Below are 7,525 nucleotides of genomic sequence, written 5' to 3'. Positions count from 1 at the left end.
CATGGCGGGGCGGCCGTCCTCGGTGATCTTCTGCCAGGTCTCGCCGGCGTCGTCGGAGCGGTAGAAGCCAAGGTTCTTTCCGGACTGGTAACTGCTGGGGCGGGTGGTGGAAAAGGCGGCGTAGAGGCGGCTGGGCCGGCTGGGCGCGATGGCCACGTTGACCTGCACCAGGTCGGCGGGCAGGCCCTGGGTGAGCTGGCGCCAAGTCTGGCCGCCGTCGGTGGACTTGAAGAGGCCGCCGCCGGGACCGCCGTAGGAGTTGGCGTCCTCCCACGGTCCCTGGCGCGCCTGCCACAACCCGGCGTAGAGCACGTCGGGGTTGGAAGGGTCCATCTCGATGTCGGAGCCGCCGGTGTTCTCGTCCTTGTAGAGGACCTTCTGCCAGCTCTGGCCGCCGTCGGTGGAGCGGAAGATGCCGCGCTCGGCATTGGGACCGTAGGGATGTCCGAGCACGGCGGCGAAGAGGCGGTTGGGATCGCGCGGGTCCACCGCCAGCGCCGGGATCTGCTGGCCGTCGCGCAGCCCGGGCATGTGGGTCCAGGTCTTGCCGGCGTCGCTGGACTTGTAGATGCCGTCGCCCACGGAGAGGTCGGGGCGCTGCAGGCCCTCGCCGCTGGCCACGTAGACGATGTTGGGGTCGGAGGGGGCCACGGCGATGGCGCCGATGGACTGCGTAGGCTGGTCGTCGAAGATGGGCGTCCAGGTGCGGCCGTAGTCGTCGCTCTTCCACACTCCGCCGTTGCACACCCCGATGTAGAAGACGTTGGGCTGGCTGGGGACGCCGGCGACCGCGCGGGTGCGCCCGCCGCGGAAGGGCCCGACCATGCGCCAGCGCATCTCCTGGTACATGCTCGAGGGGACCTGCTGGGCGGCGAGGGTGGAGACGGCGAGGAAGAGAAGAACCAGCAGGCGAGTAGCAGTCCGATTCATGGGGACCTCACAGGCTTCCGGCGGGAAAGAATAACAGTAGCTAGTAGCTGGTAGCTAGTAGCTGGGAATCAGGAGTCAGGGGAGAGGCGTCCGCGCCTGGGCCCCTGTCATTCTCTTGCCGAGCGAAGCGCGGGGGGAGAATCTGAGGACAGCGCTGGCGCTACCAGGGCGGTGGGGCAGGCGGTGCCGTCAGATCCTCCGCTCGGCTTCGCCTCGCGAAGGATGACATCGCAGACGAAGCCCCTCAGCGCCCGCGCGCCGGGTCCGGGGGCGGCTGCATCTCGCCGATGATGCCGCCGTGGCAGGACTCGCACTGCACCTTGCCCTCGATGTTGTTCAGGTGCTGCTGCACCTGGATGGCGGTGGGGCTCTTGCCGGCGTCGGAGTTCTGGCGCTCGGCCCAGCCCAGCAGCGCGTCCAGCAGCTCCATCTGGCGGGTGAGCTGGGTGCGCACGGCCGCGTCCGAGGGATTCAGCTTGGCGTACTCCAGCTTGGCCAGCTCGACGCGCGCGCGCAGCGTGGCCAGTTCCTTGGTCTGGGCGGCGGCCACGTCCAGGGGGACGACCCGGACCTCCGCCAGCCGCCACATGCTGCCGGTGGGCCCGTAGGCGGACTGCGCCGGGAAGCGGTCGCCTCCCGGCGGCACCTGCGGCAGCCGGTTGCCTGGGGTCTGGGCCAGCATCAGGACGGCGAGAAGAGAGAGGAGCAGGGGAACGATAGCCTTGCGCATACGCACCTCCCGGGGACAGCTTGCGTACCACGCTGCCTGTCATGATGGCGGGAGGGCGGGCGCGGAACAAGTGCACAGCGCACGCGGCCGTGTGATGTAGGTTCGTCCCCGGGGCCGGAGAGCGGCGCGCCTCCTACCGGACCAGGAGCTCGCAGAGTTCGTGGACGTGGCGCAGGAGGGGCGCGTAGCCGGCGGCCAGCGCGGCCAGAGCGAAGACGAGGAAGAACACCCGCTGGCGTGCGGAAGAGGGGGAACTGCGCCGCGGCTCCCATGCCAGAAGCCGCTGCACGCGCGCCTGCAGCGCCGACTGGGTGCCGGGAACCAGGCTCATGGCCAGGTGCGGCAGCGGCGCCGGGGACGAGGCGCCCGCGATCTTAAGCAAGGCCGAGGCCAGATCCAGAGCGCCGGAGGGATCCGTGACCGCGGCATCGTCGGCCTCCAGCTCCGCCGCCTGCATCCAGCTCCGCTCCAACCCGGAGAGGAAGGGAAAGCGAGCGGCCCGCAGCCCCAGCTTCTTGAGATTGTCGCGGAAGCGAGCGTGGGCCAGCTCATGGCGCACCGCCACCCGCATCTCATTCTCGTCCAGCAGGCGCACCGCCTGCTCCGAGATCAGCAGCTTGGGCCGATGGATGCCTGCCACCACGAACAGGGGCTTCGCGGAGACCACTTCCACCGCGCCCGCGCCGGCGTCCCCCACCCGCCGCCGGGCGCCGGACTTCGGACACGATGCCACGAAGCGGGCCGTCTGCCAGGAGGCGAGCAGTGCCGAGACCGCTCCCAAGGCGACGATCAGCAGGCCCGCGCTCGCCAGCGCGATCCCGGGGATTCCGAACCGTTCGTCCGTGCTCTGAGGTTCCAGACCAACAAACGCCGGGACGACGAAGGCCGCCACGAAGAGCACGGCGCCGGCCGGAGGAAGCGCACGCAGGCCGTACAGCAGAGAGGCGCTCCAGGCGGCCGCGCGCCGGCCCAGCAACCGCCAGGCGCCGGCCACGCCCAGCGACAGCAAGACGTAGGCGAGGAAGAAGGCCGCCGACGACAGCAGCGCGCCGCGCAGGAGATAGCTCATGGCTGCTTCCTCCGGCGCAGTTGCTGGCGCTTGCGCTCGACCGCGCGCCGCAGTTCCTCGAGCAGGGCCGGATCGTGCTCGGTGACGGCGTCCACCAGGAACGAGACCGGCAAGGAAGGATCGGCCGCGGTCTGCAGCAGATCGTGAAGATCGTTCCCCAGGACCGCCCGGTAGAGGTCGCGTTCCCCCTGCTTCAGGCGGTAGCGGAAGGCGCGGCTGAGGGCGTCCGGGGAGCGGTCGAGGAAGCCCTTCTTGTAGAGGCGGTCCAGGGTGGTCATCACCGTGGTGTAGGCGGCGTCGACCTGGGCGGAACCCAGCAATTCGCGCACCGTGGCATCCCGGCGCTGGGACAACAGGCCCAGCAGCCGGGTCTCCAAAGGACCGAGCTGCGGGTGCCGGCCGGCGGATTGCCTGATCCAACCCATGAAGCCGTTCTCCGAAAAGAGTCTCAGCTTACGCCTCCGGGCTCCATACAGCAAACGCAGCGAGAACTGCAAGGACCGCGCCGGTAGCTGGTTGGTGATGCCAGGCAGGGGTCGCTCCTCCTTCTCCCTACTAGGGTGGTAGTAGCGCTTGCCGGTGGACTACGGTTGTCGGCCGATTATTTTTCGTTCAGCCCGCTTCGGTCGCCGCCGAGGGCTAGGAGAAAGCAGAACCTATGGCAAGAAGAGTGCGGATCGCGATGGTGATTGCGTGCGTAGCGCTGGCCGGGCTCAGGGCCCAGGGGCAGGAGTTCCGCGGCAGCCTGGCGGGCACGGTCGAGGACACCAGCGGCGCGCGCATCGCCAAGGCGCGGGTGACGCTGGCGCAGCCCGGCACCGCTTTCGAACGCACCGCCACCACCGACGCCGCCGGGGAATTCCACTTCCCCGCACTGGCCCCCGGCAACTACCAGGTGAGCGTGGACGCCGCCGGTTTCGCGCCGGTGGCGATGGACGTGAGCGTGCCGGTGAGCTCCGCGGCCAGCGTGCGCTTCACACTCAAGCCGCAACCGGTGAAGGAAGAGGTGCGGGTGGAGGGCCAGGGCGCGTCCATGGCCTCGCAGCCCATCGACCTGACCTCCAGCGTGGAGAAGACGGTCATCACCCGCCAGGACTTGGGAGAGATCCCGCTGGCGGCGCGCAGCTTCGCCAACGTCGCCTACCTGAGCCCCATGACCGAGCCGGTGGAGCCCTCCGATCCCACCAAGGCGCGCATCACCGCGGTCTCGTTCGGGGGCAGCTCGGGCCTGAACGTGGACCTGTCGGTGGACGGCGGCGACAACAACGACGACTGGATCGGGGGCTTTCTGCAGAACTACTCGCCCGACGCGCTCGACCAGTTTGTGGTGCGCACGGCGCAGTTCGACGCCGACACTTCGCGCACCAACGGCGGCTCGGTGATCCTAAGCACCAAGCGCGGGACCGACACCTGGCACGGCCTGGCGGCCCTCTACTTCCGCGACACCGCGCTCAACGCGCGCAATCCCCTCGACAACCCCGAGCCCGCGCCCAAGCAGCCCTTCGGACGGCAGAATTTCGTCTTCAACCTGGGAGGACCGCTGCAGAAGGGGAAGGTGTGGGTGTTCGGGTCGTTCGAGTACGTGCGCGAAAACGCCAGCATCGCCTACAGCGCTTTCAGCCAGAATGAGTTCCAGGCGCTGGCGCAACTGGCGGGGCTGGGTCTGGTGCCGGGGGTGCCCTCCATCGCCGTGCCCACCTCGGTGCCGGTGCCCTTCCGCGACGCGATCTTCACCAGCCGGCTCGACTGGCAGCAGTCGCCGCGCACGCAGTGGTTCCTGCGCGGCTCTTTCGACCTGAACCACACCGACGACAACCTGCTGCAGCAGGGCGCGCTGCCCTCCACCGGCGCCAACACCACGACCGACTACTGGAGCGTCCTGCTGGGGCAGACGCACCAGTTCTCCGACACCTGGATCGGGGCGCTGACGCTGCAGGCCAACAGCCTGCACCTCACCCAGCGGCGCACCTCCGACCTGGGCTTCGCCTACTCGTTTCCCTTCAGCGTCAACTTCCTGACCACCTCGGCCTTCGAGACCTTCGGCGATCAGCAGTTCGCCACCCCCATCACCGCCTTCCCCGTGCTGCGCGACCAGCAGAAGTACCAGGCGCGCTACGACGTGAGCCACGCCAGCGGACATCACACCACCAAGTTCGGGATCAACTTCGTGCACGAGCCGGTGATGGGAGGAGCGCTCACGGGCACGGCGGAGAAGCTCTACGAGTTCCCCGAGGACCCCAGCTTCTACCTGAGCAACCTGGCAGCGTTTGCGGTCATCAGCCTGTGCGATCCGTCCCTGGGGCCGTGCCCGGACTCCAGCTTCACCCCGGCAGGCGACGGCCGCTTCGCGCAGAACGTGCAGCGGCTCGGGCTCTACGTGCAGGACTCGTGGCGTGTGTGGCCGTCGTTCACGCTGAACTACGGCCTGCGCTACGACACCACCTGGGGGCTGTTCCGTGCCGAAGGGCGGCTGCAGGACCAGAACCCGGCCTTCCTCACGCTGCAGGCGCTGAGCATCCCTCTGGTGAACGGCATCCCGCACGACTACCACGCCGCTTTCGCGCCCCGGCTGGGCTTTGCCTGGTCGCCGGGGCAGGCGGGGAACACGGTGGTCCGCGGCGGCATCGGGCTCTACTACAACGACCTGGCCCAGAACGGCTGGGTGGACGCCTTCACCGCGGTCAACGCGCCGCCGCTGCCCTGCCAGGTGATCCTGCCGGTGGAAGATCCCGGCTGCATCCCGCCGGGCGGCCAGGGAGCACTCATTGATCCGAACTACAAGACGCCCTACGCGCTGCAGGTGAGCTTCGGGGTGGAGCACGCCTTCGGCCGGGACTGGAAACTCGACGTCCATTACGTGCACCAGCAGGGAGTACACCAGTACCGGCGCTATGAGTACGCGGGCGGAGTCACGCTGAACTCGCCCACCTTCCCGGGGATGGAGCCCAACGTCTCCCTGTTCAAGACGGACAACCGCTCGCGCTATGATGGCATGACCATCATGGTGCAGCACCGGCTGAGCCACCGCTTCGAACTGACCGCGCACTACACCCTGGCCTCGGCCGCCACCTGGGGCGCGGTGGTGGGCGAATTGTTCGACTACGTGAACGGAGTGAGCGACGTGCGCGATCCTTTCGGCCCCGGCGACTACGGTCCCTCGGGCGAGGACGTGCGCCACCGCTTCGTGCTGGCGGGCGTGCTGCAACTGCCCTACCGCTTCGAATTGAGCACGCTGATGCAGATCGAGAGCGCGCGCCCCTTCACCATCGGCACGCCGGTGGACGTGAACGGCGACGGCATCGAGGGCAATGACCGCGCCGTGGTCAACGGGGTGCAGACCACGCTCGACCAGTTCCGCGGCAAGGCTTTCGCGCAGGTGGACCTGCGGCTGAGCCGCGACTTCGAGTTCGCCTCCGAGCGGGTGCACCTGCGCCCCTTCGTCGAGTTCTTCAACCTGCTCAACCGGGCCAACCCGGGCAACAACTACGCCGGCGACATTTCCGCCCTGCCCCTGCCGGTGAACGATCTCTTCAACGCCACCGCCTTCTGCCTGAACGCCGCCTGCACCCTCACCCAGCCCATCACCAACGTCAACCAGTTGCGCTTCCCCGCGGGCGCGCTGGGAGACTTCTTCGGGCCGGGGACCACGGTGGGCATCCCCTTCGCCGCGCAGTTCGGAGCAAGGCTGACGTTCTGAGCTGTGGACGGGACGCGGGTCCCTACGGCACCGCCGCGTCGCCACGCCAGGAGAGTCATTTGAAGAGTTGGCGCATCGGCATTCTGATGACGGTCGCCCTACTCTCGAGCAGGGTGGTGGCGCAGGATCCCGCGGCGAGTCCGCCGCCCTGGATGGCGGAGTACGGGTACAAGATTCAGGACGTGGCCGAGTTCCGGCTTAGCGGCGCCGGCGGCGTGCCCGAGGTGCCGATCATCACGGCGAAGGTCCAGGGCAGTCCGGAGCTGCTCATCTTCGACACTGGCACCGCCGGCTACGGCTCGCTGGATGCCGGAGAGATCGCCCGTCTGGGGCTCCCAGTCAAGGGCTGGGAAACCTGGCTGGACTCTTCGGGAAAGCCTATGGCCAAGATCCCGACCGCGGTCGCCGGCAGCCTGGAGTTTGGGCCGATCCATCTGAGCGGCGTGGAGATCGTCGGCATGGGCCCGGAGAGCGTCATGGGCAAGCGCGAGGGCTTCGTCGGCACCCTAGGATGGTGGAGCCTGCGCGAGTACCGCGTCACTCTGGACTACGCACATCACACCCTGGCCTTGTCGCGTTCGCCGCTGCCGCCCGGGATCAAGAGTTGCGCTACCCGGCATGTGGCCCGCTTTGTCTCTCCGCACGCCCTGGACGGGTTGGTCCTGGTGGAAGGCGAGGTGGACGGCAAGCCCATCTATGTCCAGGTGGACACGGGCAAGAGCAGCACCGTGATCGATCCCAAGCTGCAGGCGCTGCGGCACTACAAAGAAGAGAGGTCGGGCTACCTGCTGGAGGGCATCCGCGTGGGGCCCTTCGAGGTGCGCAGCCGCTTCGGCCGGGTGTTCTCCGGCTTTGACAGCTTCAGCCGGGGAATGGACAAGCCGGTGTATGTAGGGCTGGGCTCGGACTTCCTCGAGAATTACCTGGTCACCATCGACTACCCGCACCGGCTGCTGGTGCTGGAAGAGAAGTCCTGCGGATCGACGGCATCCTCCGGCTCCGCGCGCTGAGCTCTTTCTGTCTGGCTTCTCCTCTGTGGTAAAAAGGGGGAGGCGAGTCGGCCAGGAATGAACGTAGCCATCTTCGGCGGGACGTTTGA

General features: G+C 68.2%; 6 protein-coding genes. 2 read left to right on the top strand and 4 right to left on the bottom strand.

Translation table 11 applies throughout. The features are described 5' to 3' along the window. From VEG08_10390 to VEG08_10375, 4 genes are all read right to left on the bottom strand, one after another. Positions 1–930, bottom strand: a 930-nt coding sequence (locus tag VEG08_10390; GenBank protein ID HXZ28393.1) for a glycoside hydrolase, incomplete at its 3' end; no start/stop codon positions are given. Between the two features lie 244 nt (positions 931–1,174). Further along, positions 1,175–1,660, bottom strand: coding sequence for a hypothetical protein (locus VEG08_10385; GenBank protein ID HXZ28392.1), 486 nt, complete (start codon positions 1,658–1,660; stop codon positions 1,175–1,177). Positions 1,661–1,793: 133 nt separating this feature from the next. Further along, on the bottom strand, positions 1,794–2,729 hold the full coding sequence (locus VEG08_10380; protein ID HXZ28391.1) for a hypothetical protein: 936 nt from the start codon (positions 2,727–2,729) through the stop codon (positions 1,794–1,796). Next, positions 2,726–3,154 carry a BlaI/MecI/CopY family transcriptional regulator gene (locus VEG08_10375; GenBank protein ID HXZ28390.1) on the bottom strand — a complete coding sequence of 143 codons (429 nt, stop codon included), beginning with the start codon at positions 3,152–3,154 and terminating at the stop codon, positions 2,726–2,728. Before VEG08_10375 ends, VEG08_10380 begins: the two co-directional genes overlap by 4 nt. Positions 3,155–3,387: 233 nt before the next feature. Between VEG08_10375 and VEG08_10370 the strand changes: the two genes are divergently transcribed. Then, positions 3,388–6,426 carry a TonB-dependent receptor gene (locus VEG08_10370; GenBank protein HXZ28389.1) on the top strand — a complete coding sequence of 1,013 codons (3,039 nt, stop codon included), beginning with the start codon at positions 3,388–3,390 and terminating at the stop codon, positions 6,424–6,426. 59 nt (positions 6,427–6,485) lie between these two features. Beyond that, a complete protein-coding gene (locus VEG08_10365) occupies positions 6,486–7,436 on the top strand; it encodes a hypothetical protein (protein HXZ28388.1) in 951 nt (316 codons plus the stop codon). Positions 7,437–7,525: the final 89 nt, after the last annotated feature.

It is taken from the genome of Terriglobales bacterium (assembly GCA_035624475.1).
Classification (GTDB): Bacteria; Acidobacteriota; Terriglobia; order Terriglobales; family Acidobacteriaceae; genus DASPRL01.
Note: the sequence above shows the minus strand (reverse complement) of the source record. Positions and strands in the feature narration are given on the sequence as shown.

Bases quoted from the DNA above. Each gene is read 5' to 3' on its own strand.
- VEG08_10375 (HXZ28390.1), bottom strand. From the start codon at position 3,154: ATGGGTTGGATCAGGCAATCCGCCGGCCGGCACCCGCAGCTCGGTCCT.
- VEG08_10370 (HXZ28389.1), top strand. From the start codon at position 3,388: ATGGCAAGAAGAGTGCGGATCGCGATGGTGATTGCGTGCGTAGCGCTG.
- VEG08_10385 (HXZ28392.1), bottom strand. From the start codon at position 1,660: ATGCGCAAGGCTATCGTTCCCCTGCTCCTCTCTCTTCTCGCCGTCCTG.
- VEG08_10380 (HXZ28391.1), bottom strand. From the start codon at position 2,729: ATGAGCTATCTCCTGCGCGGCGCGCTGCTGTCGTCGGCGGCCTTCTTC.